Raw genomic sequence first — 24,079 nt, 5'->3', positions numbered from 1 at the left:
CATGCTGAAATGGGCGTTGTTCTTCGCCGTCGTCGCGGTGATCGCCGGCCTTCTCGGGTTTACCGGCGTGGCGGCGGGCGCCGCGGCAATTGCGAAGGTCCTGTTCGTGGTGTTCGTGATTCTGTGTGTGGTGTTCCTCGTGCTGGGCTTCGTGGTGACGAAAAAAATCATCGATTAGCGACGCTCGACGCACGCTTTGCACGCCGCGTCTTTTGAAATTGAAGCGCGGTTCGTTCGATACGAATACCAACAGGAAGGAGAGTTGCCATGCTTCACTATGCCATCGTCTTTTTCGTCATCGCGCTGATTGCCGCCGTATTCGGCTTCACGGGCATCGCGGCGGGCGCGGCCGAAATCGCGAAGATCCTGTTCTACATTTTCCTCGTCGTGTTCGTCGTCACGCTGCTGCTCGGCGTATTCCGAACGTAGACGAAATGCACTTGCTCGAAGGACGCATCGGGTGCGCTTTGTGCCCGCTTCATGCCCGATTGGTGCCCGATGCGTCATCCCCACCGTACCGGATAAAGGAGAGACTCAATGGCGAACTCACCTGGCGCCCAAGGCGCGGCATCCCAATCGCGCGATCCATTCGTGATGGACGTCCGGAAGATCCGCGAGGACGCGCGCAAGCACATGTCTGACGGACCGGTCACGCAAAGCTATGGCGCGGACCGCGAGACGGTGCTCAAGCTGCTCAACGACGCACTGGCGACCGAGATCGTCTGCACGCTGCGTTACAAGCGGCATTACTTCATGGCGAAGGGCATCAACTCCGAGGCCGTGGCCGCGGAATTCGCGCAGCATGCGAAAGAAGAGCAGGAACACGCCGACCGCATCGCCGAGCGCATCGTGCAACTGGGCGGCGAGCCGGATTTCGCGCCGGACGGTTTGCGAACGCGCGCGCATTCGGAATACAAGGAAGGCGGGAATCTGACGGATATGATCCGCGAGAATCTGGTCGCCGAGCGTATCGCGATCGACACGTATCGCGAGATCGTTCGCTATCTCGGCGAGAAGGACGTGACCACGCGGCGTCTCTTCGAGGAAATCCTCGCCGTTGAAGAAGAGCATGCCGACGACATGGCGGACCTGCTTCAGGGCCGCGAGTAGCGAATAACGAATACTCGACGAAGAACCAACGCATAACCAACGCATAACCGGTGTGCGAAAGCGCCCGAGGGCGGCCGACGCATGCCGGAGATCATTACAATGTCTGCTTCGGAGCGTTCTCCCTGGCACGGACACCAAAACGATGATTCGAGTGCTGATAGCTGACGACCATGCGATCGTCCGAGGCGGTTTCAGGCAGTTCGTCGCGGACGAGCCGGACATGTGCGTCGCGGCGGAAGCCGCCACCGGCGACGAGACCATCAGTCTCGTGCGCGAGCAGGCGTTCGACGTGGTGCTGCTCGACATCGCGATGCCGGACAAGAACGGCATCGACACCTTGCGCGTGATCAAGCAGCTTCGTCCCGAGCAGGGCGTGCTGATTCTGTCGGGTTATCCCGAGAGTCAATACGCGATCAACCTGCTGCGCGCCGGTGCGAACGGTTATCTGAACAAGGACTGCGAGCCCGAGGAAATCGTGCGGGCGATTCGCGCGGTGGCGCGCGGGCATCGCTATCTGTCCGAGGCGGTGGCCGACACGCTCGCCGACAACCTCGACAAGCCGGCCGCGGGCAGGCCTCACGAAGCGTTATCCGAGCGCGAATTCCAGATCTTCTGCAAGCTCGCGGCAGGCCGGATTCCGACCGAGATCGCGGAGGAACTGCATTTGTCGGTCAAGACGGTGAGCACGTATCGCGCTCGCGTGCTGGAGAAAATGCGGTTGGCGAACAACGCCGATCTGACGTATTACGCGATCAAGAACGGCTTGATCGAATAATGGACGATCGAGATACTCCGATGAACAGCGAATCGAACCTCGTTGACGACCCGGCCCGCCGCGCGCCGTTGCGGGTGTTGCTGATCGAGGATTCGCCGCTGATCCGCAGGAGCCTGGTGGAAGCGATCGACGCGTCCGGCTTGCTGCGCGTGGCCGCCTACGCCGATTCCGCCGACGAGGCTATCGCGCTGCTGAACGGCGAGGCGTTCGATGCGGTGATCGTCGACTTGCAGTTGAAGCGGGGTTCAGGCGTACCCGTGCTGGCGTACTTGCAGCGCGAAGGGCTGATCGATTCCGTGTTTGCCGCGGTGCTGACCAATCATGCGTTGCCGGCTTATCGGGAACGATGTGAGCAGTACGGGGTGCGGCATTTCTATGACAAGTCGTTCGAATTCGATCGGGTGATCGATGCGCTGCATGAGTATGCGTCCGCGCGGCAGCGGTAGCGGTAGCGGTAGGGGAGACTACCGCGCGGCCGAGCAGCCGCATCCGCACGGCAAATAGCAACCTCAAGCGGCAACGTCCGCCGCCGGCACCCCGCTCAAGGCATTCCGAATCGCATCCGCCAACTCCCCGGCGGCAAACTTCGCCACATACCCGTTGGCCCCCGCATTCCTCACGTGCGCCTCGTTCGCGGCTCCGGTCAGCGACGAATGAATGATCACCGGAATATCGCGGGTGCGCTCATCGGCCTTGATCTGCCGGGTCAGCATGAACCCGTCCATCTCCGGCATCTCAAGATCCGTCAGCACGAGGGCAATACTATCCTTGACCCGCGTCCCGTTGGCCTCGGCTTCGCGCGCGACTTCCTGCAACGTGTGCCAGGCCTCTTCACCGGTCTTGGCCATCACGAAGTCGGCGCCGATCGCCGTCAACGCCTGCTCGATCAGCTTGCGGGCGAAACCGGAATCGTCGGCGGCAAGAATTTTCGCGCCGCGCCGAATGCCCAGCGCTTCGCCGACGGACGCCGGGTCCACGCTCGGATGCTGCGACGGAAACACGTCGCGCAACACCTGCTCCACGTCGATCACCTGAGCGAGCCGCGAGTCGCCCGTGTTGCCGTCGATGCGGGCGATGCTCGTGACGAGATTGCCGCCGGCCGCGCCCTCGGCGGACAGCACCTGATTCCATTCGAGCCGCACGATGTCGTCCACTTCCTCGACCGCGAACGCCTGCGTCGAACGCGCGAATTCGGTCACGAGCAGGATGTTCAGCCCGCGCGTGGGCTCGCAGCCCATCAGCCGCGGCAGGTCGATCACGGGAATGATCTGCCCGCGAATGTCCACCGCGCCCATCACGAACGGCGATGAACCGGCGATCGGCGTGACCGGCGGCATGGTCGAGATTTCACGCACCTTGAACACGTTGATGCCGTAAAGCTCGTGTGCGTCGCTGCCGGGCACCGAGCCCAGCCGGTACAGCAACAACTCGAACTTGTTGGAACTGGTCAGGTTGCTGCGTTCGTCGTTCGCGCGGTGATCTACTGCCATCGAATCTCTCCAGGATTGCGTGCGTGTGGTGCGCCATGCATACGTTGCGTGTGGCCCTGGCGCGCGCCTTACATCCCTGTTATCGGCGCGATGTCCGGAAAGTTCAGCGATTCGTGCTTGTTTACTCGAATTCCCATGGTTAACACGCATGCCTTTGATTGGTGACCAAAGCGGCAGCGTCGCTGCGACCGCTTGCGGTCATTCATCTGAGCGTTACCTGCCGTTACAGAAGCGACAGCGTCGTTTCACATGGTGCGCCGGGCGGCTCCTAGAATTCACAGCGATAAAAGCGTGGCGCCGCCAGCGGCTCGCAAGCCGCCTGCGTAAGTTGAGCGCAGCCCACGGCATCCGGGGCGCGCACGCATCGCTGTTGTTTCGCTTCACTCCAAGGAGAAAATATGATCCGCTTGCCTCTCGCAACCCTCACCAGTGCCTGCGTCGCCAGCCTGCTCGTCGTCGCCACCGCGGCCAATGCTCAAACCGCGCCGGCGCCCGCTCCGACCACCGCCGCCCCGGCCATAGCGGCGGCGGACGCCACCCGTCTGCATGCCGCCGATCAGACCTTCATCGCGGACGGCACCAAGGCCGTCGCGACCCAACGCGACGCGGCACGCATCGCCACCGCGCGTTCCTCCGACCGCGACGTCAAGGCATTCGCCGAACGCATCGCGGCCGACAACGCGAAGATTTCGGACGCGCTGCGCGCGGCCAGCCCGCGTGGCGTCGACGTGCCGAAGAACGATCCCGACACGGCGGTGCTCGCGAGCATCAACAATCTGCGCGGCGCCGAATTCGACAAGGCCTATATCGAGCAGGTCGCGCTCGTCGGCCAACAGAAGGCGTTGTCGGCGTTCCAGGCGGAAATCGCTGCGGGCCGCGACGAGCAGTTGAAGGCCGTCGCGAAGAAGTCGTTGCCGATCATCCAGGAGCACTACGCGCTGGCTCAGGCACTCGCCAAGCGGAAGCATCTGTCCGTCGCGGCGCAGTAAAGCAACACGCGGCACCCCACGCGGCATCGGCATGTGCACCGTCGAGCCGCGATAAAAATCCACGGTCACGCCTCGTCTTTGCAACACCTCAACGCCAGAATCCTTGTCAGCCTGCCGGCGCGATTGCGCCGGCGCGCGTAGACTGAATGCCCGTTAATCGACGGGCCAGGCCAAGGAGTTCATCAATGGAATACAGACATCTGGGTGCGTCCGGCTTCAAGGTGCCGGTGCTGAGTTTCGGCACCGGCACGTTCGGCGGCAAGGGCGAATTTTTCGAGGCGTGGGGCGCCACCGACGTCGCCGAAGCGCGGCGTTTGATCGACATCTGTTTCGACGCGGGCGTCACCCTGTTCGACACCGCGGACATCTATTCGAACGGCGCCTCCGAGTCGGTACTCGGTGAGGCGCTCAAGGGCAAGCGCGACAAGGCGCTCATTTCGACCAAGGCGACCTTTCGTTTCGACGACGCGCCGAACAGCGTCGGCTCGTCGCGCTTTCACCTGATTCAGGCGGTGGATTCGGCGCTCAAACGCTTGCAAACCGATTACATCGATCTGTTCCAGTTGCACGGCTTCGATGCGAAAACGCCGATCGCCGAAGTGATGTCCACGCTCGACGATCTCGTGCGCGCCGGCAAGATCCGCTATACCGGCGTGTCGAATTTTTCCGGCTGGCATCTGATGAAATCGCAGGACATCGCGGACCGCTACGGTTATCCGCGCTATGTCGCGAATCAGGCGTATTACTCGCTGGTGGGCCGCGATTACGAATGGGAGTTGATGCCGCTCGGCATCGATCAGGGCGTGGGCGCGGTGGTGTGGAGTCCGCTCGGCTGGGGGCGTCTGACCGGCAAGATCAAACGCGGCCAGCCGCTGCCGGATACGAGCCGCTTGCATAAAACCGCCGACATGGGACCGCCGGTGCCGGACGAGTATCTGTTCCGCGTGCTCGATGCGGTCGACGAAGTCGCCGCCGAAACCGGCAAGACGGTGCCGCAGATCGCGCTGAACTGGTTGTTGCAGCGGCCTACGGTGTCGACGGTGCTGATCGGCGCGCGTAACGAGGAACAGTTGCGGCAGAACCTCGGCGCGGTGGGCTGGAATCTGACGCCCGAACAGATGGCGAAGCTCGACGCGGCCAGCGCCGTGCGTCCCGCTTATCCGTACTGGCATCAGGAAGGATTCGCGGAGCGTAATCCGAAGGTGGTGTAAGCGGCGCGCGCTCCGGCTCCGCGTCTCCTTTCGCGAGTTCGGCCGGAGCGGCGCACAGTCCGCTGTCATGACGGCGGACTGCATCGGGATGCGCGAACGCCGGCAACCGGTTCTCAGGCCACGCCGCCGTTCGCACGCAAGACCTGTCCATTGACCCAGCCCGCGTCGGGACCGGTGAGGAACGACACGACCGAGGCGATATCGTCCGGCTGGCCGAGGCGTTGCAGCGGCGGCATGTTGGCGAAGGTCTGGATCTGTTCGTCGGTCTTGCCGTCGAGGAACAGCGCCGTGGCGACCGGGCCAGGCGCCACCGCGTTCACGGTGATCTTGCGGCCGCGCAATTCCTTGGCGAATACATGCGTGAAGGCTTCGACGGCGGCCTTGGTTGCGTTGTAGATCGCATAGCCCGGCATGTTCAGCCCGAGCGTGGTGCTCGAGAAGTTGACGACGCGTCCGCCGTCGTTCATCCGCGCAGCGGCTTCGCGCAAGGTATTGAAGGTGCCGCGCACGTTGATGTCGAAGTTATGGTCGTACAGCGCGTCGCTGGTGTCGGCGAGCGGCATGGGCTTGAGCACGCCCGCGTTGTTGACCAGCACGTCGATCTTGCCGAGTTGTTGTTCGGTGACCTCGAACATCCGGCGCACGTCGTCCGCATTCGACACGTCGGCCTGGATCGCGATCGCCCTGGTTCCCGCCGCCGTGAGTTCGGCGACGAGCGCGTCGGCTTCGTTCGAACTCGATGCGTAGTTGACGGCGACCGCGAAGCCGTCCTTGGCGAGACGTCGTGCGACCGCCGCGCCGATACCGCGGGATGCGCCGGTCACGATGGCAATTTGTGCGTTTTTGAGCATGTTCATGATTCGTTTCCTCGATCGAAATGAGTAAGTGAAACAAATCATGGACGCTTTCGTCGCTGAGATAATCGGGCTAGACTGCGCATCATCATTCCATTTGCTTTAACAGTAGGCGGGTTAGCCCGCGCCAAGGCCGTCGAACATGGATCGTTTCGAGGAAATGCGGGTGTTCGTGCGGATCGCCGAGCGGCAAAGCTTCACGCGCGCTTCGGACGATCTGCAAATTCCGCGCGCCACCGTCACCAATCTGATGAAGCGCATGGAGCAGCGGCTCGGCGCGCGGCTGCTCGAACGCACCACGCGCACGGTGCGGCTCACGCACGACGGCGAGGCGTACTACCGCCGCTGCGTGCGGCTGATCGCCGATATGGAGGAAGCGGAGGGCTCGTTTTCGAACGCCGCGCCGAAAGGGTTGTTGCGGGTGAACCTGCAAGGCACGCTGGCGCGGAACTTCGTGGTGCCGGCGCTGCCGGCGTTTCTCGCGCGCTTTCCGGGCATCGAACTGACGATCGGCGAGGACGATCGCCTGGTCGACCTCGTGCGGGAGGGCATCGATTGTGTGCTGCGGGCGGGCCATTTGCAGGATTCGTCGATGGTCGGGCGGCGCGTCGCGCAACTGCCGCAAGTGACGGTGGCGAGTCCCGCGTATCTGGATGCGTATGGCGAGCCGGCCGATCCGTCGGCGCTCGCTGCGCATAGGGCGGTCAATTACGTATCGAGCGCGACCGGCAAGCCGGTGCCGCTCGAATTCAGCATCGACGGCCGGCAGACAGCGATGGTCCTGCCGTCGGCGGTATCGGTGACGGGCGCCGATCTCTATACCGGTTCCGCGGTGGCGGGGCTCGGCATCGTCCAGGTGCCGCGGTATCGCGTGGAGGGGGAACTGGCCGCCGGGCGGCTGAAGATCATTCTCGCGGACTTTCCGCCGCCGTCGATGCCGGTTTCGGTGCTGTATCCGCAGAACCGCCAGTTGTCGTCGCGCGTGAGGGTGTTTGCGCAATGGTTGCGCGACATCTTCGAGGCGGCTGGCGCGGCGACGCGGGCTTCACTGTGAACGGACGCGTCAACCGGGCGCGCGCCGTGGTCCGAAGACGTTGATCAGGTTGCCTTCGGGATCGCGCAGCATGGTCGAACTGCGCGCTTCGTTGAGCGGCTGATTCGCCCACAGAAACTCGACGCCGTGTTGCGTCAGCGTGGCGGTGGCCGCGGCCAGGTCGTCGGTTTCGAACACCACGGCCTTGTAGCCCAGCACGTCCAGATGATTCGGCGGCGGCGTGCGATCGACCCGTTGCAGATCGGCATGCGGACGCGACACCAGTTCGATGCGCACCCCCGCCGCCTCGATCATCGCGTAGTCCGCGCCGACCGCATCGAAATGCCCGCGTTCGGTCACGACGAAGCCGAATACTTTTTCATACCACGCGATCGCGTTGTTCAGATCGCCGGTGGCGAGCGCCACGTTGTTGATGCGCAGTCCGCTGACGGGCGGGGTGGTCACGGTATGTGTCGACACGAGATTGACTCCTTCACGCTGGCCATGATGGCCGAAGTATCGAGGTGCGCGCGATCATGCGGCGCGCTCGCAGTCATGCCGCTTCGGGTTGCGCACGCAGCACTCATGCGGATTTTTCGAAATCCCGTCGTCATGGCATTTTGGCGAGACGTCAGGGGCTGATCGCCATGGTGGACTCGCGTCGCCCCTTTGCCGTACTATTTTCCCGTCGAAACCGTTCGAAGGAATGGAACATGTTGTCGGAAGACGAACTGGCTTTGCTCGACGCGATTCGCGAGACCGGCAGTCTGTCGCGCGCGGCGGCGCGCCTCGGCAAGGCGCCGTCCACGATCTCGCACGCCGCGCGGCAACTGGAAACGCGTTTCGACGCGCTGCTGTTCGACCGCCGCCGCTACCGCCTGCAACTTACGCCGGCAGGCCAACTGCTCGCCGACGAAGCCGCCCGCTTGATGCTCGACATGGCGCGCATGACGCAGCGCGTGCGTCAGATCGCGAGCGGCTGGGAAGACCGCCTCTGGGTGGTCACGGACGAGATTCTCGAATTCGAATTGCTGATGCCCGTGGTGCGCGCCTTCGACGCGCTCGGCTCGGGTGTCAAGCTGCGCTTCACGCACGAAGTATTGAGCGGCACGTGGGAAGCGTTGCGCGACGGCCGCGCCGATCTGATCGTCGGCGCGACCAATGAACCGCCGGCGATCCCCGGCTTGCGCTGGTTCGAGCTCGGCGTGATGGAGTGGGTGTTCGCGGTCGCGCCGCGGCATCCGCTCGCGAGCGTCGCGGGACCGCTCGCACGCGAACGGATACTGGAGCATCGCGCGGTGGTGGTCGCCGATTCGTCGCGCGCGACGGCGGGGCGCGCATACGGCATGATCGGCGGACAGGCATCGCTCGCCGTGCCGAGCATGCGCGCCAAGATTCTGGCGCAGCGGGACGGGTTGGGCGTCGGATGGCTGCCGCGTCAGCGGGTGGCTTCGTTGCTGAAGAAGGGCGAGCTGGTGGAGAAGGCGACCGCCGATCCGCGCGAGCCGAACGTGTTGTACGTCGCGTGGCGCGGCGATCATGAAGGCCGCGCGTTGCAATGGTGGCTCGAACAGTTGCGGCAACCGCGCCTTGCGAAGCGCCTCGTGCGTGGCGTCGATCTCACGATCGCCGGCTGACGCGCGAACGATGCGTTGTTTCATGCGGGCCGCGCGGTCTCTCGTGGGATCATGCGAATCGTGCTGGGCAATCCTGCTTTTTGCACGGGTTTTTGCACGGTACGCGACAACAGGAGTAGGGCGATGATCGAGGGACTGGTGGGCGGGCGGCTGTATGGCGAGGCGCAGATTCGCACGGGGCAGAACGGCAGGCGGTTTGTCACCTGCAAGGTGCGGGCCGCCACCCATGACGGCGACACGATTTTCGTCAACGTGATCGCGTTCGACGACGACGTGCAAACGGCGCTGCTCGCGTTGGGCGATGCGGACAGCGTCGCGCTCAGCGGGACTTTGACGCCCAAGGTGTGGACCGACAAGAACGGCCTGGTGAAACCGGCCGTGGACATGGTCGCGCACAAGATGCTGACGGCTTACGAGGGCCGTCGCGAAGCTGACGATTGAAGTGATCCTCGCGGCCTCCATGCCGCGCTGAACGCGAAGAAATTGTTATTTTCGTGGTTAACCCCACGTCATACTCCCTCGACATAATGTCATCCTCAAGCGCGAAAAAGCCGCCCGGCATCGAGGCGGACGAAGAGGATCGGAACAATGTCGGGGGAAGTCATCATGAATCGCTATCGTTCGCTGGGCGTCGTCACCGGGGCGGCGCAGCTTGCCAGCGCCGACGTCCTGAGCAGAATGGCCGCCATCTGCCGCCGCGGCGCGGGGCCCATCGATCTCGTTCTCGAACAGCGGTCCTGGCCGGGACCGGCTTCGCAGAGCACGGCGAACGCGCAGTTCAAGATTCACGTATTCGACACGATGCGCGCGTTCGAAAAGCGCGGCGTCGATGCGATCGTCCTGCCGTGCTTTCTCAGCCATGTCTTTATCGACGAGCTCTCCGCGAACGTGGCCGTGCCCATCGTCAACCTCATGAGCGCGCTGTCGGCGCATGTGCGGCAAGCTTATCCGTTGGTGCGCCGCATCGGCGTGCTGACGTCGGACGCGATTCGCGATAACGGTCTCTTCGAACGCTATTTCGACGCCGGGCGCTACGAGGTGCTGCATCCGCGCAACGAAGCGGGCGTCGATTGCGTGACGAATGCGGTGTACGGCGAGAACGGCGTCAAAAGCGGACATTTTCATGGCCGGCCCGTGGAGTTGCTGCGCGCGGCATGCGCGGATCTCGTCGCGCAAGGCGCGGAAATCATTTTGCCGGGGCTCGCCGAAATCGCCCTGGTCGCGCGCGCGCTCGGCACGCTGGACATACCGCTCGTCGATGCGAACCTGGTGTATGCGCGCTACGTCACGGCGGGGCAATACTCGCCGCCCAGGCGGCGCTTCAAGCTGGGCGTGCTGGGCGGCGTGGGGCCGGCCGCCACCGTCGACTTCATGGGGAAGCTGGTGCGCAACACGCCCGCCGCATGCGACCAGGATCACATCAAGGTCATGGTCGAGCACGACCCGCAGATTCCCGACCGTACCGAGGCGCTGCTCGGCGGCGGCGACGATCCGACGCTCGCGCTCTACGCCGCATGCAAAACGCTCGAAGAGGGCGGCGCGGATCTGATCGCGATTCCGTGCAATACGGCGCATGCGTTCGTCGAACGGATTCAGCCTTCGCTCGGCGTTCCGATCGTCAATATGCTGACCTGTACCGCGGATTATCTGCGCGAATCGTTTCCCGGCTTGCGCGAAGTCGGCGTGCTGGCGACCTCGGGCACGCTCGCGAGCCGCGTCTACGAGAAAGCGCTCGAGGCGCGCGGCTTCGTGCAGATCGCGCCGGCCGCGGCCGCCCAGGCGCGGCTGATGAACGCGATTTATGGCGCGAACGGTGCGAAGGCGGGCCATCTCACGGGCGAATGTCGCGACGACGTCGACGCGGCGGTCGATGATCTGGTCGCCCGAGGCGTGCAGGTGATCGTGCTGGGGTGTACCGAATTGCCGCTGCTGCTGCGCGGCTCGACGCTGGCGGGCCCGGGTGGACGGATGGTGCGGCTCGTCGATCCGACCGAAGTGCTCGCGCGACGCTGCGTGGCTGATGCGCTGGCGGCGAGCGGGTCCAGGCTAAGCGCGGCGCCGCTTGCGGCCGGTGATCATGGCGGCGATGAGGTTCTCACGAGTCCACACGCTCATTGCGACAGCCGCGACGATGTGAACGACAACGCAACCCTGCAATGCCACCGATAACCAATAGTGGACGGTTTGGGGCCATTCTTCTCCCCAGAATGCATCGAGACGCATGACGAACCCGCTCAGCGCGAGCGCGGCAATCAAGAACCACAGCGCGGCTGCCATCAAAGCGCCAAGCGGATTGTGCGACGCGTGGTGTAGCGCCTGTCCCGCGGCCAGCGAACGCAGATAAGCGACGAGTTGTGCACGTGTGGGCCACCAGCTCGAGAACCGTGCGGGCCGTGTGCCGATCACGCCCCAGACGAGACGTGATGCGACGAGCCCGGCCGCACAGTACCCCAGCACCCGATGTATCTGATCGGTCGGGCCGAACAGATTCCACAGGACGATGCCCGCTACCGTCCAATGCGTGAGACGAACCCAGATGTCCCAGGTCGCGACTCGCGCGCCGTGCGATGAGTGCATGGTTCGCAAGCGCTGCCGCTTACTCGATTTCCGATTTCACGACGGCCAGCGTCTTGGTGTCGTAATAGATCTCGACCTTCTTGCCGTCCTTATTGTGGCCGTAGATCTCGTAGCAGTTGCCGTCGACCTGGAACTTCTTGATCTTGTAGCCCTGCGCTTCCAGTTGAGCGCGCGCGTCCGATTCCTTGATCCATTCGCTCTTCGGATGCGCCGTGCAGTCGGCCTTCGCGAAAGCCGCATTCGACGCGGCTACGGCCGCCAGCAACACCATAAGCTTGAACATGAATATCCGTCTCCTGATTGAAAATGACCGATGACGCCCGGGAAATCGATTCCTGAGCTTGCCGGGCGGCAAAAGCATGAACGGCAATCGCGGGGACCGTTCACGGCGACCGCCAGTATAACGGCGCCCGCCGCGCCGGAAAGGGTTTTGAAAGCAGGTGCGAGCGAAAGTCGCACCCTATGGGAAGCGATTTTGCGAACGTGCGGCGTCGTGGAAAACTGTATGAATATACAGTATAGTATCCCGTCGTAACCAGGCCTTCGGCGTGTGTTCCCGCCGGCCCGGCTGCATCGAACTTGCGCGGTCGCGAGGCGTCCGTGAGAGGTGGCCCACTCATTCAGACGGTCGAAAAAATTGTCATCCAACGGCACTATCAAGATCCGCGGCGCACGCCAGCACAACCTCAAGAACGTCGATCTCGACGTAAGAACCGGCGAAATGACGGTCGTCACCGGCCCGTCCGGTTCCGGCAAGTCGAGCCTCGTGTTCGATACGCTGTATGCGGAAGGGCAGCGGCGCTATGTCGAGACCTTCAGCGCCTACGCGCGCCAATTTCTCGACCGCATGGACCGGCCGCAAGTCGACCGGGTCGACGGCGTGCCGCCCGCCATCGCGATCGACCAGACCAACCCGGTGCGCAGTTCGCGCTCCACCGTCGGCACCATGACGGAACTCAACGACCACCTGAAGCTGCTCTATGCGCGCGCGGCCGAACTGTTCGATCGCAAGACGGCGCGCCAGGTGCGTCACGACACGCCGGAAACGATTTACGCCGAGTTGCTGGAGCGCACCGCGCAGCATGATCCTCGGCTGGTGGTCACGTTCCCGGTCGAGTTGCCGGAGTCGGCGTCCGAGCAGGAAGTGGAGCAGTGGCTCTCGGCCAGCGGCTATACGCGCGTGCAGGCGCAACGCGAAGTCGATTCGCCCACCGGCAAGCGCAAGCTGCTCGACGTGGTGGCCGACCGCTTCCGGCTGCGCGCGGTGGATAAGCAACGGGTGGTCGAGGCAATCGAGGCGTCGCTCAAGCGCGGCGTCGGGCGCGTCAACATTTACGTGCTGCCCGCCACGCCCGCCACGCCCGATGCGCCCAATGCGCCTGAAACGACCCCGGCCGAGCCGGAAATCTGGCGTTTCTCCACCGGTTTGCACAGCCCCGAAAGCGACCTGCGTTATGCCGACCCGCAGCCGGCGCTGTTCTCGTTCAACTCGGCATACGGCGCGTGCGAAGCTTGCCGCGGCTTCGGCCGCGTGATCGGCGTCGACCTGGGCCTCGTGATTCCCGACGCGCGCAAGACGCTGCGCGAAGGCGCGATCAAGCCGATGCAAACGCCGGCCTGGAAGGAATGCCAGGACGATCTGATGCGCTATGCGGCCAAAGCCGATATCCGCCGCGGCACGCCGTGGGGCGAACTGACGGATGCCGAGCGCGACTGGGTCATCAACGGTTCGCCGGAGTGGAACGGCAAGTGGCAAAGCCACTGGTACGGCGTCAAGCGCTTCTTCGAGTATCTGGAATCGAAGGCGTACAAGATGCATATCCGCGTGCTGCTGTCCAAGTACCGCAGCTATACGCCGTGCGAAACCTGCGGCGGCGCGCGCCTGAAAACCGAATCGCTGCTGTGGCGCCTCGGCAGCAAGGCGAACGCGGACCAGGTGCTTCCGGCCGCGCAGCGCTTCATGCCGCGCGGCGTCGACTGGTCGCGCGCGCAACTCGAGGCCTTGCCGGGCCTCACCGTGCACGATCTGATGCTGATGCCGATCGAACGCATCCGGCGTTTCTTCGACGAAATCAGCTTGTCGAGCGCGTTGCTCGACGACGCGCTCAAACTGCTGCTCGCCGAGGTGCGCACGCGCCTCAAATATCTGTGCGACGTCGGCCTCGGTTATCTCACGCTCGACCGGCAAAGCCGCACGCTCTCGGGCGGCGAGGTGCAGCGCATCAACCTGACCACGGCGCTCGGCACCTCGCTCACCAAGACGCTGTTCGTGCTCGACGAGCCGAGCATCGGCCTGCATCCGCGCGATCTGAACCGCATCGTCGAAGCCATGCACCGCTTGCGCGATGCGGGCAATACGCTGGTGGTGGTCGAGCACGATCCCTCGGTAATGCTCGCGGCGGACCGTCTGATCGACATGGGTCCGGGGCCGGGCGAGCGCGGCGGCTCGATCATTTACGACGGCGCGCCCGAGGCGATCCGCTCGTCCGGCACGCTGACCGGCGAGTACCTCGGCGGCCGCCGCCATGTGGCGGATGCGGCGCACTGGTCACAGCGTCCGGTGAATGACGACACGCCGCGCATCGTGCTGGAAGGCGCGACCGAGCACAATCTGCGCGACGTCACGGTCGAGATTCCGTTGCAGCGGCTCGTCTGCGTGACGGGCGTGTCGGGCTCCGGCAAATCCACCTTGCTGCAAGACGTTTTATATCCGGCCATGGCGCGGCATTTCGGCATCGCCACCGAATCGCCCGGCGCATTCAAAAGCCTGAGCGGCGCCGATCAGGTCACGGACGTGGTGTTCGTCGACCAGTCGCCGATCGGCAAGACCGCGCGCTCGAACCCGGCCAGCTACGTCGGCGCATTCGACGAAATCCGCAAGCTGTTCGCCAGGGCGCCGCTCGCCCAACAACGCGGCTACGGTCCCGGCATGTTCAGCTTCAACTCCGGCGACGGGCGCTGCCCGACCTGCGGCGGCTCCGGTTTCGAGCACATTGAAATGCAGTTCCTGAGCGACGTGTACCTGCGCTGCCCCGATTGCGACGGTCGCCGTTACCGCGCGGAACTGCTGGAGGTGAAGATCGAGCGCGGCCAACCGGCGCGCGCGTTGAGCATCGCGGACGTGCTCGAATTGACCGTGAGCGAAGCCACCGCCTACTTCGCGAACGACGCGGAGGTATTGCGCGTGTTGCAGCCGATTGTCGACGTGGGCCTCGAATACGTGAAGCTCGGCCAGCCGGTGCCCACGCTGTCCGGCGGCGAGGCGCAGCGGCTCAAGCTCGCGGGCTTCCTCGCCGAATCGGCCCAGGCGCGCAGCGCGCGCGCTGCGAAACAGGCCGTTGCGAAACGCCTCTTCATGTTCGACGAGCCCACCACGGGCCTGCATTTCGACGACATCGCCAAGCTGATGCAGGCGTTCGGCAAACTGCTCGCGAGCGGTCATTCGCTCATCGTGATCGAACACAACCTCGACGTGATCCGCGCGGCCGACTGGCTGATCGACCTCGGCCCGGAAGGCGGCGACGGCGGCGGTCGCGTGCTGTGCGCGGGCACGCCGGAAGACGTCAAGCAATGCGCGGAATCGCATACCGGCGAGGCGCTGCTGCAATACGACCGTGCGATGAACGCGGCGGCCGAACCGGCGTCGCAAGGCATTCCGCTGCAAAAGGCGCTGAGCGCGGCGCGGGCGCGCCGGGCGATCGAGGGCGAGGACGTGGTGCGCATCGTCAATGCGCGCGAACACAATCTGAAATCGCTGGACGTCGATATTCCGCACGGCAAGTTCAACGTGATTACCGGCGTCTCCGGTTCGGGCAAGTCCACGCTGGCGTTCGACATCCTGTTTCACGAGGGGCAGCGCCGTTACCTCGAATCGCTGAACGCCTACGCGCGTTCCATCGTGCAGCCGGCCGGGCGGCCTGAAGTCGACGCGGTGTACGGCATTCCGCCCACGGTCGCGATCGAGCAGCGCCTGTCGCGCGGCGGTCGCAAGAGTACGGTGGCGACCACCTCGGAAGTGTGGCACTTCCTGCGTTTGCTGTATGTGAAGCTCGGCTTGCAGCATTGCATTCACGACGGCACGCCGGTCACGTCGCAAAGCGTCGAATCGATTGCCGCGCAGTTGCTGCGCGATCACAAGGGGCAGCACGTCGGCTTTCTCGCGCCGCTCGTCGTGAACCGCAAGGGCGTCTATACGGATCTCGCGAAGTGGGCGAAAGCGCGCGGCAACACGCATCTGCGCGTGGATGGCGAGTTCGTGCCCGTGGACCCGTGGCCGAAGCTCGACCGCTTCCGCGAACACACGATCGAACTGCCGGTGGCCGACCTCGTCGTGTCGCCGGACAATGAAACCGGGTTGCGCGAGGCGCTCGACCAGACGCTGGAAATCGGCAAGGGCGTGATGCATCTGCTGGCGCCGCTCGACGGTTTGCACGACGCGATCAACGGCGGTCATCCCACGGCGAAAGTGGGCGACGTGAAGGTGCTGTCCACCAAGCGCGCGTGCCCGACATGCGGCACGAGCTATCCCGAACTCGATCCGCGCATGTTCTCGTACAACAGCAAGCATGGCTGGTGCACCACTTGCGTCGGCACGGGTCTCGCGCTCACGCGCGAACAACGCGCCGCCTACGACGATACGATCGTCGTCGACGACAATCGCGGGCGTGAGCAGAGCTTGCCGTCGGAAGAGCAGGAACCGGAAGGTCTCGTCGACGAACCCTGCGCGGATTGCGCCGGCACGCGTCTGAACCCCACCGCGCGCGCGGTGACGTTCAACGCGCAGTCCATTGTCGACGTCGCGCAATGGACCGTGTCGGATACGCGCGCGTGGATCGACTCGCTGGAGATGAGCGGGCGCGACGCGGAAATCGCGCGTGACGTGGTGAGCGAAATCGGCAGCCGTCTGCAATTTCTGGAAGAAGTCGGGCTCGGCTATCTGAGTCTCGATCGTGCCGCGCCGAGTCTGTCGGGCGGCGAAGCGCAGCGTATCCGGCTCGCCGCGCAACTGGGCAGCAATCTGCAAGGCGTGTGCTACGTGCTGGACGAACCCACCATCGGTCTGCATCCACGCGACAACCAGATTCTGCTGAGCGCCTTGCGCAAACTGGGCGAAAAGGGCAATACGCTGGTGGTCGTCGAGCATGACGAAGACACGATCCGGCGTGCCGATCACATCATCGATATCGGGCCGGGCGCGGGCAAGCGCGGCGGCACGTTAATCGCGCAGGGCAGCGTGGCCGATCTGTCGGCGCAGCCTGATTCGCTAACCGGGCAGTTTCTCGCGCGGCCCATCGTGCATCCGTTGCAGGCGCGCCGCGCTGTGGTCGCGCCGGCCAGGCGCGCGGCCGCGGTGCCGGAAAACTGGCTGACGGTGCATGGCGCGAGGCTGCATAACTTGCGCAACGTCACGGTCGGCATTCCGCTGTCGCGCCTCGTCGCGGTGACCGGCGTGAGCGGCTCGGGCAAATCGACATTGGCGCGCGACGTGTTGATGGCGAATCTGCTGGATGCGGTCGGGCGCTCGGTGCTGTCGTCGCCGGCCACGCGGCGCGCGCGAGCGGCGGCCGAGCAACAGCCGGCCGCGAACCGGCGTTCGAGCGTGCTGGCTCGCACGGCGCCGCGCGCTCCGCTGAACGTCACGCATGCGTGGCAGGGCTGCGATTCGATCACCGGTTGGGAAAGCATCGACCGCGTGCTCGAAGTCGATCAAACGCCGATCGGCAAGACGCCGCGTTCGTGTCCGGCCACGTACATCGGCGTGTGGGACGCGATCCGCAAGCTGTTCGCGGGCACGCTCGAAGCGCGTGCGCGCGGCTACACGGCCTCGCGGTTTTCGTTCAACACCGGCGAAGGCCGTTGCCCGGCTTGCGAGGGGCAGGGCGTGCGCACCATCGGCATGAGCTTTCTGCCGGACGTGAAGGTGCCCTGCGATGTGTGCCACGGGCAACGCTTCAATCCCGAGACGCTTGCGGTCACCTGGCGCGGCAAGAATATCGGCGACGTGCTGACCATGGAAATCGACGAGGCCGTCGAATTCTTCGCGCCGATCTCGAACATCGCGCATCCGTTGCAATTGATGAAAGACGTCGGGCTCGGCTATCTCACGCTCGGCCAGCCGTCGCCTACGTTGTCGGGCGGCGAGGCGCAGCGGATCAAACTCGTCACCGAGTTGAGCAAGGTGCGCGACGACGTCACGCGGCGCGGGCAGAAACCGCCGCATACGCTGTACGTGCTGGACGAACCCACCGTCGGCTTGCATATGGCCGACGTCGCCAAGCTGATCCGCGTGCTGCATCGTCTTGCGGATGGCGGCCATAGCGTCGTCGTCATCGAGCACGATCTCGACGTGATCGCCGAGGCCGACTGGATCATCGATCTCGGTCCTGAAGGCGGCGTGGGTGGCGGCGCCATCGTTGCGGCAACCGATCCTGAAGGACTCGTGCGTGTGCGCGAGAGCCACACGGGTGCCGCGCTGAAGCCGGTGCTCGAACGCACGGAAGCGGCACGCGTCGTCGCGCCGGTTGAAGCAGGCGAGGGCACCAACGGGTAGCGCGAGCCGTCTTCTCGCGGGCATTCATGCATGAATCCACGCACGGCCTGCATCGCGAGAAGCGATGTGGGCCGTGCGCATTTTTATCGCGACATTAATGTTTAGTGCGCGGCGCGCTTTGTTTAGTCGCCGCGATTCGCGACATAGTGGGATTCGCCGGGAGCGCCTCGACAATTTAGAGGCATCTATCTAATGAGGCCGGTGTACCAATCAGGTCTTCATTCATCAAAAAAAGTTTGACGGCCGTTTTTGGTTTGATATTGTCCCCTTCCATCAAGCGCCTTCATCACGAATAGCGCCTGGCCGGCGAGACATCCGCACGCATTGCGCTGCTATTTGTCTTCAGGCTTTCCATGCCGATTTTGAAGTCATGCGACCGCATTTAGCGGCCGCGGTTTTCGCTCGCGCTGGATTTCTCGCCGTCGCACGATTAAGCGGCTTTCGATGCGGTCCGCCACTCGGCGAGCGCCGCCCTTTGACCTCCGTTTTTGAGCTTCATACGCCACGGCACATGAAAACTTATTTGCTTATATCAAACAAATTTTGACGAAGCGATTCTGTCTTGCTATGTTTCCGCCACCCGATAACAAGGAACAAGCCGCCGCGACAACGCGGACGATAGGGCGTTTCCCGAGGAGCTGATGAGACAGTCGCCGAAGATGTCGACTATCTTGGCTCGCACCTCGAGGTTGTCCCCGTCGAACCAGCACAGCAAAAGTTCTAAAGCAATCAAGAAATAAATATTTAGGTATTCAGAAGGTGCGTCTTGTGATTACGCAGGATATCGCTCGCGGAAAAAACATTATTCCGCCGAGCGCCTGCATTTGCGGCGATCGAAATGAATTAGAAAGCAATGGGTTTACTGTTCTGTAAGAAATCACGATTGCGATTTTAAGAAAGCTTAAGTGCCCTTGTATTGCCGAATCATTTATATGCATTTGCTCGTTTTAGTGCATTGCACAGATTCGGGGCAACTTTTGCAAAAAGTGGTGCGTCGTCGCTGTAAATCGAGCGGAGAAGTTCACAAGACTTTTCTTTGCACAACAGGGTGTGGTCTTACTGACGAGTGAGAAGGGGAAAATGAAACAAAGGGCATTGGCGTTGGCCATCAAAAGAATACTTTGGGCTGAACTCGCGTTGTCGGCGGCTATCGCCGCTCCCGCGTTCGCGCAAAGCCAGCCGGCCACGACCGGTGGCGCCGCTGCAACGACGACATCGGAAGCCGCACCGGCCGCGACGGACACGGGCAACGTGACCAAAATGGAACGCGTGGAAGTCACCGGGTCGCTGATCCGCACGTCGGACAAGGTCGGCAACACGGAAGTGCAGACCATCACGCCGAAGGAGATCGAGCAGAGCGGCTACACGACGGTGGCGGACTTTCTGCGCGGCACGTCCGCGAACTCCGGCAGCAGTTGGGGACAAACGACGATGAACAGCTCCGCGCAGGGCGGCGGCGGCATCGCGTTGCGCGGGCTCAGCGAGAAGTACACGCTGGTGCTGGTCGACGGTCAGCGGGTGGCGAACTACGGCAAGGCGGTGAACTTCACCGACACGTTCTTCGACGTCAACTCGATCCCGCTCAACATGGTCGACCACATCGACATCGTGAAGACCGGCGCGGTGTCGGTGTACGGCTCCGATGCGATCGCAGGTGTGGTCAACATCATCACGAAGAAGAACTTTCAGGGCTTGCAGATCGACGGCCAGCTCGGCAAGGCGCAGCATCCCGGCGACGCGCAAGGGAGTTTCAGCGTGCTCGGCGGCATCGGCGATCTGAACTCGGACCGTTTCAACGTGACAGCCGCGGCCAGCTACTACCGCGACAGCGGCTCGTCGCTCGCCGATCGCTCGCTCACCGCCAATCAGGACTTCAGCCAGTTCCCCGGCGGCCTCGCCGGCCCGCTCGGTCCGAACCAGCAGTCGTACTGGACCGCGCCCGACGGCACCAAGGTCGCGCTCAGCCCGTGCCCGCCCGGCAGCGTGTCGGCGAACGACGGCTCGACGTGTAAATCGAATCCCGCCAGCACCACCTCGCTGGTTCCGGGCATCACGCGCCTGAACGCGAAAGTGCGCGGCACCTTCAAGATCAACGACGACGTGCAGGCCTACGCCGACTTGTGGGTGAGCCGCAACGAAACCGTGCAGAACGAAGGCCCGGCCGCGCTCTCCAGCACGACCAACGCGTTCAACCCGGCGACCGGTTCGGCGTTGCCGCTCTCGCGCACCGTCTCGGCGAGCAACCCGTACAACCCCTTCGGCGTCGCGACGCCGATCAGCTACACGTTCCCGAATACGGTTTCGGCCGATACGGTATCGACGTTCTGGCGTGCGTCGACCGGCGTGAAGGGCTCGTTCACCACGCAGAAGTTCGGCGACTGGGACTGGTCCGCGGATTACGGCCATTCGCAAAGCACGGTCGACACCACCTACCGGAACGTGCTGAACGTGGCGGGCGTGGAAAGCATCCTGCAGAACGGCGGCTTCAATTTCTCGAACCCGTCGGCCACGCCGAATGGCTTGAACGGCGTGTTCCAGAACGACTACGAGCAGGCGATCTCCAAGCTCGACAGCGTGACCGCCAAGACCTCGACCGGCAACCTGTTCAATCTGCCGGGCGGCCCGGTCGGCGTCGGCTTCGGCACGGAGTTCCGTCACGAGAGTTCGCTCATCAACTCGCGCACCTATAGCGCGCAGGGCATCACCGCGCCGGCCAACATTCAGACGGTCGACGGTTCGCGCAATGTGGCCGCCGTCTACTACCAGGTCGATATTCCGATCATCCGCAACCTGACGTTCACGCAAGCGGGCCGTTACGACCACTACAGCGATTTCGGCGGCGCGTTCTCGCCGAGCTTCGCGCTGCGTTTCCAGCCGGTGCAGGCGCTCACGACCTACGCGTCGTACAGCCGCGGCTTCCGTGCGCCGACGCTGGTTGAAAACTCGCAGGCGGTGTACCTCGGTCACCAGAACCTGGTCGATCCCAACGATCCGAGCGGCGTGCCGACCAAGCACTTCACGACCGAGCAGACCAACGGCAATCCGGATCTGCAGCCTGAGCACACGAAGAACTACAACATCGGCTTCCAGCTCTCGCCGGACTCGTCCACGGATATCGGCGCGGCGTTCTACAAGATTCACATCGACGGCGTGATCGGCACCAACGATCCGAACGCGGTGATGGATGCGAACAACCCGGCCACGGTGATCCGCAATCCCGACGGCACGGTGGCCTACATCAAGCAACAGTTCGTCAACCTCGGCTCGCTCGACACCGACGGTTTCGACATGAATTTCCGCAAGTCGGTCGGCACGAAGTACGGCACCTTCACGCTGGCGGGCGACTGGGTGTACGTGTGGCACTTCAAGCTGAACAGCCCGGGCGCGCCGACCCAGGACTTCGCCGGCAACAACCTCGCGCTGCTGCAACCGTTCGGCGCCAGCAATCCGCGCTGGAAGGGCAACACGAGCCTGAGCTGGGACTACCGCAAGTTCACCACCACGCTGACCTGGCAATACACCGGTCCGTACACCAATGCGGTGGCGGCCGAGTTCGGCGACGGCGGCACGTTGTCGGTCGCCTCGTATAGCCAGTTCAACCTGATGGCGACGTATCGCGGCTTCAAGCACTGGACGATCTACGGCGGCATCAACAACATTTTCGACCGCAAGCCGCCGTTCGACGTGGAGTGGCAGGCCACCCCGGATATCACCGGCTACGACCAGTCGCTTTACACCAACATCGGCCGCTTCTTCCAGGTCGGCGCGACGTACCGTTTCTGATGCATCAGCAGTCCGTTTAGTCAGTCGGCCGCTCCGGCTCCGTCATCGAGACCGGAGCGGCTTGCCTTTGTTCGACACGTAATAGGGAGTTCCCCGTGCTCAATACCCTTATCAACTATTCAGTTCAATCGATGGGCCTGATTCCCTTGCTGGCCTTTATCTTCCTGCTGGGCATCTCGATCATCGTCGAGCGCTTCATGTTCTTCTCGCGAGCGGTCAAGGCGGGCAAGACGCTCGAACATGATCTGAAAATGGTCGAGCCGGCCAATCTGGGCGACGCGCGCAAGGTCGCCGAACACTATAAGCAAACCGTGCAGGGCGAACTCGTCAAGAGCGCGCTGAAGGTGCAGGGCAAACCGGAAGCGGTGGTGGAGCGCGAACTGGAGGAAACCATCATGTTCCAGATGCCGCGCCTCGACCGCAATCTGTGGATTCTCGATACGGCCGTGACGCTCGGCCCGCTGCTCGGCCTGCTCGGCACGATCATCGGCATGGTCGAGTCGTTCAACGTGCTGGGCGCGAGCGGCACCTCGAACCCGAACGGCGTGACGGGCGGCATCGGCCACGCGCTGACGGCCACCGCCTGTGGGCTCACCATCGCGATCATCTGCGTGATCTTCCTGAACTACTTCAACAAGCGCATCCGCATGACGGTCAATCAGTTCGACCTGATCAAGTCGCTGCTCGTGTCGCGCTTCGCCGCCTGAAGAACCGTCAAGGAGAAGGATCATGCGTAACCATCGCAGCCATTACCTGGGCGCGGAAGAGAAGGCGCGCATCGAGATCATCCCGATGATCGACATCATGATGTTCCTGCTGGTGTTCTTCATGCTCGCCACGCTGAAGATGATCCAGGGCGCCGGCATCAAGCTCGATCTGCCGCAATCGAGCACGGCCGAGCAGTTGCAGCAGACGGTGAAGGTGTCGATCGGCGTCACCAAAAGCGACGAGATTTATCTGGACGCGAAGCCCGTCACGCCGACCGAATTGACCGCGCATCTCGAAGGGCTCGTCCACGATGCGAAGAAGGTCGACGTGGCGATCGCCGGCGACGAAGGCACGAGCTACAAGAACATCGTCAAGGTCATGGACCTGGTGCGCGCGGCGGGCATCAGCTCGGTAGCACTGGCGACCAATCCGACGACATGAGCTCTCCGGTACTCGACATGAAAGACCCGCGAAGTCGCCTGAACGGCGCACTCTGGGCAGAGTCCACGCCGGCGCAGCATGGCCGCATGTCCATGAAGACGGCCGTGGGAGTGGCGCTGGTGGTCGAGCTGCTGATCGTCGCCGGACTTTCGCAGGTGAGCTTCAGACAGGAGCCGCCGCCCGCGCGCAAGGTGATGCAGGTGGAGATGGCGCCGCCGCCGCCGCCGCCGGAAGTGAAGAAGCTCGAGCCGCCGCCCGCGCCCACGCCGGTCAAGCCCGTGCCGAAGCAGGTGCAGCCCAAGCCGCTGCCGACGCCCAAGCCGCCGCCGGCGATGCCGTCGCCCACGCCGAAGCCCGCCAACATCGCGCCGGCTGCCAATCCGAACGCGAATGCGCCCGCTCTCGCGACGGCGAACGCCGCGCCCGGACCGGCCACGGCCGCGGCCGCGCCGCCCGTGCCCGCGGCGCCGCCCGCGCTGCATGGGGTGGTCGACGGCCGCGGCCATTGTCAGGCCGTGCAGCCGCAGATTCCGCGCCGCGCGTTGCAGGAGGGCATCTCGGCGACCGTGATCGCGCATCTGTCGATCAGCCCGGACGGCAGCGTGAACGACGTGAAGATCATGCGCGTCACGCCGCCCACCTCGGTGTTCAACGAGGCGGTCATCAGCGCGGCGAAGTCGTATCGATGCGAGAAGAACGCGGAGGCTTACGTCGGTGAAGTGGCGTTCTCGTTCAAGACCGCCGCGAGCGACGACGAGTAAGCACGGCGCGCGGCGGCAACGCGCGTCGGCGAAGGGAACGCGAGCGACGGCCGCAAGCCGTCCTCGCGCCGGTTCGACGTAGTGCGTCACGTATCGCGCGACGTAGTGCGTGACATGCCAGGCCGGCCCGCGAGCCGGCGTCTATCCACACGCAATCACA

General features: G+C 63.8%; 20 protein-coding genes and 1 pseudogene. 16 read left to right on the top strand and 5 right to left on the bottom strand.

Going from position 1 to position 24,079, the window contains the following annotated elements; genetic code table 11:
• The first annotated feature begins 1 nt into the window (after position 1).
• The 5 genes from ACTJLC_RS07130 (at position 2) to ACTJLC_RS07110 (ending at position 2,331) form a co-directional block, all read left to right on the top strand.
• Entirely contained in the window at positions 2-178 is a 177-nt protein-coding gene (locus ACTJLC_RS07130; RefSeq protein WP_073430502.1) for a DUF1328 domain-containing protein, read from the top strand.
• 89 nt (positions 179-267) lie between these two features.
• Positions 268-429 carry a DUF1328 domain-containing protein gene (locus ACTJLC_RS07125; protein WP_073430501.1) on the top strand — a complete coding sequence of 54 codons (162 nt, stop codon included), beginning with the start codon at positions 268-270 and terminating at the stop codon, positions 427-429.
• Between the two features lie 108 nt (positions 430-537).
• A complete protein-coding gene (locus ACTJLC_RS07120; protein WP_073430500.1) occupies positions 538-1,110 on the top strand; it encodes a ferritin-like domain-containing protein in 573 nt (190 codons plus the stop codon).
• A 142-nt stretch (positions 1,111-1,252) separates the two neighbouring features.
• On the top strand, positions 1,253-1,885 hold the full coding sequence (locus ACTJLC_RS07115; protein WP_073430499.1) for a response regulator: 633 nt from the start codon (positions 1,253-1,255) through the stop codon (positions 1,883-1,885).
• A 20-nt stretch (positions 1,886-1,905) separates the two neighbouring features.
• A complete protein-coding gene (locus tag ACTJLC_RS07110; RefSeq protein ID WP_073430498.1) occupies positions 1,906-2,331 on the top strand; it encodes a response regulator in 426 nt (141 codons plus the stop codon).
• A gap of 63 nt (positions 2,332-2,394) precedes the next feature.
• Here ACTJLC_RS07110 and ACTJLC_RS07105 read toward each other — a convergent pair whose 3' ends face one another.
• On the bottom strand, positions 2,395-3,375 hold the full coding sequence (locus ACTJLC_RS07105; RefSeq protein WP_073430497.1) for a chemotaxis protein CheV: 981 nt from the start codon (positions 3,373-3,375) through the stop codon (positions 2,395-2,397).
• Between the two features lie 398 nt (positions 3,376-3,773).
• Between ACTJLC_RS07105 and ACTJLC_RS07100 the strand changes: the two genes are divergently transcribed.
• The gene (locus ACTJLC_RS07100) at positions 3,774-4,364 is read left to right on the top strand and encodes a DUF4142 domain-containing protein (protein ID WP_073430496.1); all 591 of its coding nucleotides are present in this window, start codon (positions 3,774-3,776) and stop codon (positions 4,362-4,364) included.
• A gap of 185 nt (positions 4,365-4,549) precedes the next feature.
• Positions 4,550-5,575, top strand: coding sequence for an aldo/keto reductase (locus ACTJLC_RS07095; protein ID WP_073430495.1), 1,026 nt, complete (start codon positions 4,550-4,552; stop codon positions 5,573-5,575).
• A 113-nt stretch (positions 5,576-5,688) separates the two neighbouring features.
• Here the strand turns inward: ACTJLC_RS07095 and ACTJLC_RS07090 are convergent, their stop codons facing one another.
• Positions 5,689-6,432, bottom strand: a complete 744-nt coding sequence (locus ACTJLC_RS07090; protein ID WP_073430494.1) for an SDR family oxidoreductase — start codon at positions 6,430-6,432, stop codon at positions 5,689-5,691.
• 139 nt (positions 6,433-6,571) lie between these two features.
• On the opposite strand from ACTJLC_RS07090, the gene ACTJLC_RS07085 reads away from it, so the two are divergent.
• Positions 6,572-7,483 carry a LysR family transcriptional regulator gene (locus ACTJLC_RS07085; RefSeq protein WP_310132260.1) on the top strand — a complete coding sequence of 304 codons (912 nt, stop codon included), beginning with the start codon at positions 6,572-6,574 and terminating at the stop codon, positions 7,481-7,483.
• 9 nt (positions 7,484-7,492) lie between these two features.
• Here ACTJLC_RS07085 and ACTJLC_RS07080 read toward each other — a convergent pair whose 3' ends face one another.
• Entirely contained in the window at positions 7,493-7,942 is a 450-nt protein-coding gene (locus ACTJLC_RS07080; protein WP_073430492.1) for a VOC family protein, read from the bottom strand.
• Between the two features lie 233 nt (positions 7,943-8,175).
• Between ACTJLC_RS07080 and ACTJLC_RS07075 the strand changes: the two genes are divergently transcribed.
• The 3 genes from ACTJLC_RS07075 (at position 8,176) to ACTJLC_RS07065 (ending at position 11,268) form a co-directional block, all read left to right on the top strand.
• Positions 8,176-9,099, top strand: coding sequence for a LysR family transcriptional regulator (locus ACTJLC_RS07075; RefSeq protein WP_073430491.1), 924 nt, complete (start codon positions 8,176-8,178; stop codon positions 9,097-9,099).
• A 123-nt stretch (positions 9,100-9,222) separates the two neighbouring features.
• Entirely contained in the window at positions 9,223-9,540 is a 318-nt protein-coding gene (locus ACTJLC_RS07070; RefSeq protein WP_073430490.1) for a single-stranded DNA-binding protein, read from the top strand.
• 165 nt (positions 9,541-9,705) lie between these two features.
• Positions 9,706-11,268, top strand: coding sequence for an amino acid racemase (locus ACTJLC_RS07065; RefSeq protein ID WP_084561450.1), 1,563 nt, complete (start codon positions 9,706-9,708; stop codon positions 11,266-11,268).
• Here ACTJLC_RS07065 and ACTJLC_RS07060 read toward each other — a convergent pair.
• Both ACTJLC_RS07060 and ACTJLC_RS07055 read right to left on the bottom strand, forming a co-directional pair.
• Positions 11,155-11,676 (bottom strand): annotated as a pseudogene (locus ACTJLC_RS07060) (cytochrome b/b6 domain-containing protein); the annotation flags it as partial. The gene ACTJLC_RS07065 and the pseudogene ACTJLC_RS07060 overlap by 114 nt on opposite strands.
• A 19-nt stretch (positions 11,677-11,695) precedes the next feature.
• On the bottom strand, positions 11,696-11,959 hold the full coding sequence (locus ACTJLC_RS07055; RefSeq protein WP_073430488.1) for a PepSY domain-containing protein: 264 nt from the start codon (positions 11,957-11,959) through the stop codon (positions 11,696-11,698).
• A 354-nt stretch (positions 11,960-12,313) separates the two neighbouring features.
• On the opposite strand from ACTJLC_RS07055, the gene uvrA reads away from it, so the two are divergent.
• The 5 genes from uvrA (at position 12,314) to ACTJLC_RS07030 (ending at position 23,919) form a co-directional block, all read left to right on the top strand.
• Entirely contained in the window at positions 12,314-18,226 is a 5,913-nt protein-coding gene (gene uvrA / locus ACTJLC_RS07050) for an excinuclease ABC subunit UvrA (RefSeq protein ID WP_374710295.1), read from the top strand.
• 1,080 nt (positions 18,227-19,306) lie between these two features.
• A complete protein-coding gene (locus tag ACTJLC_RS07045; protein WP_073430105.1) occupies positions 19,307-22,009 on the top strand; it encodes a TonB-dependent receptor plug domain-containing protein in 2,703 nt (900 codons plus the stop codon).
• A 95-nt stretch (positions 22,010-22,104) separates the two neighbouring features.
• A complete protein-coding gene (locus tag ACTJLC_RS07040) occupies positions 22,105-22,716 on the top strand; it encodes a MotA/TolQ/ExbB proton channel family protein (RefSeq protein ID WP_073430104.1) in 612 nt (203 codons plus the stop codon).
• Positions 22,717-22,738: 22 nt separating this feature from the next.
• Entirely contained in the window at positions 22,739-23,158 is a 420-nt protein-coding gene (locus ACTJLC_RS07035; RefSeq protein WP_073430103.1) for an ExbD/TolR family protein, read from the top strand.
• 86 nt (positions 23,159-23,244) lie between these two features.
• Positions 23,245-23,919 carry an energy transducer TonB gene (locus ACTJLC_RS07030; RefSeq protein WP_235004893.1) on the top strand — a complete coding sequence of 225 codons (675 nt, stop codon included), beginning with the start codon at positions 23,245-23,247 and terminating at the stop codon, positions 23,917-23,919.
• The last annotated feature ends 160 nt before the right edge of the window (positions 23,920-24,079 follow it).

This window comes from Paraburkholderia sp. 22099, assembly GCF_052045835.1.
GTDB lineage: Bacteria > Pseudomonadota > Gammaproteobacteria > Burkholderiales > Burkholderiaceae > Paraburkholderia > Paraburkholderia terricola.
The sequence above is the reverse complement of the archived record's forward strand: the minus strand, read 5'-3'. Positions and strand labels throughout refer to the sequence as shown.

Coding starts and splice junctions, on each gene's coding strand:
- ACTJLC_RS07130 (WP_073430502.1), top strand. CDS start 2: ATGCTGAAATGGGCGTTGTTCTTCGCCGTCGTCGCGGTGATCGCCGGC.
- ACTJLC_RS07125 (WP_073430501.1), top strand. CDS start 268: ATGCTTCACTATGCCATCGTCTTTTTCGTCATCGCGCTGATTGCCGCC.
- ACTJLC_RS07120 (WP_073430500.1), top strand. CDS start 538: ATGGCGAACTCACCTGGCGCCCAAGGCGCGGCATCCCAATCGCGCGAT.
- ACTJLC_RS07115 (WP_073430499.1), top strand. CDS start 1,253: ATGATTCGAGTGCTGATAGCTGACGACCATGCGATCGTCCGAGGCGGT.
- ACTJLC_RS07110 (WP_073430498.1), top strand. CDS start 1,906: ATGAACAGCGAATCGAACCTCGTTGACGACCCGGCCCGCCGCGCGCCG.
- ACTJLC_RS07105 (WP_073430497.1), bottom strand. CDS start 3,375: ATGGCAGTAGATCACCGCGCGAACGACGAACGCAGCAACCTGACCAGT.
- ACTJLC_RS07100 (WP_073430496.1), top strand. CDS start 3,774: ATGATCCGCTTGCCTCTCGCAACCCTCACCAGTGCCTGCGTCGCCAGC.
- ACTJLC_RS07095 (WP_073430495.1), top strand. CDS start 4,550: ATGGAATACAGACATCTGGGTGCGTCCGGCTTCAAGGTGCCGGTGCTG.
- ACTJLC_RS07090 (WP_073430494.1), bottom strand. CDS start 6,432: ATGAACATGCTCAAAAACGCACAAATTGCCATCGTGACCGGCGCATCC.
- ACTJLC_RS07085 (WP_310132260.1), top strand. CDS start 6,572: ATGGATCGTTTCGAGGAAATGCGGGTGTTCGTGCGGATCGCCGAGCGG.
- ACTJLC_RS07075 (WP_073430491.1), top strand. CDS start 8,176: ATGTTGTCGGAAGACGAACTGGCTTTGCTCGACGCGATTCGCGAGACC.
- ACTJLC_RS07070 (WP_073430490.1), top strand. CDS start 9,223: ATGATCGAGGGACTGGTGGGCGGGCGGCTGTATGGCGAGGCGCAGATT.
- ACTJLC_RS07065 (WP_084561450.1), top strand. CDS start 9,706: ATGAATCGCTATCGTTCGCTGGGCGTCGTCACCGGGGCGGCGCAGCTT.
- ACTJLC_RS07055 (WP_073430488.1), bottom strand. CDS start 11,959: ATGTTCAAGCTTATGGTGTTGCTGGCGGCCGTAGCCGCGTCGAATGCG.
- ACTJLC_RS07045 (WP_073430105.1), top strand. CDS start 19,307: ATGAAACAAAGGGCATTGGCGTTGGCCATCAAAAGAATACTTTGGGCT.
- ACTJLC_RS07035 (WP_073430103.1), top strand. CDS start 22,739: ATGCGTAACCATCGCAGCCATTACCTGGGCGCGGAAGAGAAGGCGCGC.
- ACTJLC_RS07030 (WP_235004893.1), top strand. CDS start 23,245: ATGTCCATGAAGACGGCCGTGGGAGTGGCGCTGGTGGTCGAGCTGCTG.